We start from the raw sequence: 1184 nt of genomic DNA, 5'->3' as shown, positions 1-1184 counted from the left end.
TACTGATATTTCGGTAATAGGGCGTGTCGATACACGTGATTCGCGCCGCGCTGCTTGATCATTGACGAGTGGCAGGAAAGAAGACCAACTCCGGCGAGAAGTCCGACACCCGGAAAGTCAAGCAGTCCGGTACTCGTCGAGATTTCGACGCATTGCGTGACCGACGCATGCGAGCCGCGGAGATGTTCGCCGCGGGCCGGCGGCAGATCGATGTCGCGGTCGAGTTGGAGATATCCCAACAGACCGCGTCCCGTTGGCACAGGAAGTGGACAGCCGGAGGTCGCGAGGCACTCGAAGGCGCAGGTCGGGCGGGACGCCGGCCGCGTCTCGACGACGCCCAGATCGAGGTGATCCGAGAGGAATTACTCAAGGGGCCCCAAGCGAATGGCTTCGCCACCGGGGTGTGGACACTGGGCCGGGTCGCGATCGTGATCGAGCGGCTCACCGGCGTGACCTACGGGCCCACCCAGACGTGGACGATCCTGCGGACCCGGCTGGGCTGGAGCCGCCAGCGACCCGTACGGCGGGCCGTCGAACGCGACGAGGACGCCATCGTCACCTGGCGGGAGAACGAGTGGCCGCGGATAAAAAAATAGCGCGGCGCCGAGGTGCATGGATCTGCTTCCAGGACGAAAGCGGCGTGTCGCTGCTGCCTGTGGTCCGAGCAACCTGGGCGCCGAAAGGCGTCACACCTGTTCTGCATCACCGATTTTCCTGGAAGCGCATGTCCATGGCCGCAGTCCTGGCCTATCGGCCCGACCGCAGCGAGAGCGCGTTCGTGTTCTCCATGACCGACGGCTCGTACAACACCGACAAGCTCATCGAGTTCCTCATCGAACTGCGTGCCCACTTCGCCGGGGAGCAGGTCATCGTGATCTGGGACGGACTGATGGCCCACCGGTCTGCGGCAATGAAGGCATGGCTGGCGACCCAACGCGACTGGCTCCACGTCGAACGGCTGCCTGCGTATGCACCCGAACTCAACCCGATCGAACAGGTCTGGGGCAACATGAAATCCACCGAACTGGCGAACCTGTGCCCCGATACCCTCGACGAGGTCCGTGTGGCGACCGAGTCCGGACTGACCCGGATCGGCTCGAGCTACGACCTGTGTCATGGCTTCCTCGATCACGCTGGGCTTTCCTTGCGATCTGAGCTCACTCAATTACCGAAAGATCATTAAT

General features: G+C 62.9%; 2 protein-coding genes. Both read left to right on the top strand.

Annotation, left to right across the window (positions count from 1 at the left end):
- Nucleotides 1-68: 68 nt before the first annotated feature.
- Nucleotides 69-596: a winged helix-turn-helix domain-containing protein gene (locus ACFU5V_RS43060; protein WP_378707537.1), complete on the top strand. Its 528-nt coding sequence runs from the start codon at nt 69-71 to the stop codon at nt 594-596.
- Nucleotides 575-1183 carry an IS630 family transposase gene (locus ACFU5V_RS43055; protein ID WP_378707535.1) on the top strand — a complete coding sequence of 203 codons (609 nt, stop codon included), beginning with the start codon at nt 575-577 and terminating at the stop codon, nt 1181-1183. Before ACFU5V_RS43060 ends, ACFU5V_RS43055 begins: the two co-directional genes overlap by 22 nt.
- Nucleotide 1184: the final 1 nt, after the last annotated feature.

It is taken from the genome of Rhodococcus sp. NPDC057529 (assembly GCF_042802055.1).
Taxonomy (GTDB): domain Bacteria; phylum Actinomycetota; class Actinomycetes; order Mycobacteriales; family Mycobacteriaceae; genus Rhodococcus_F.
This window is presented reverse-complemented; position numbering and strand designations above follow the sequence as displayed.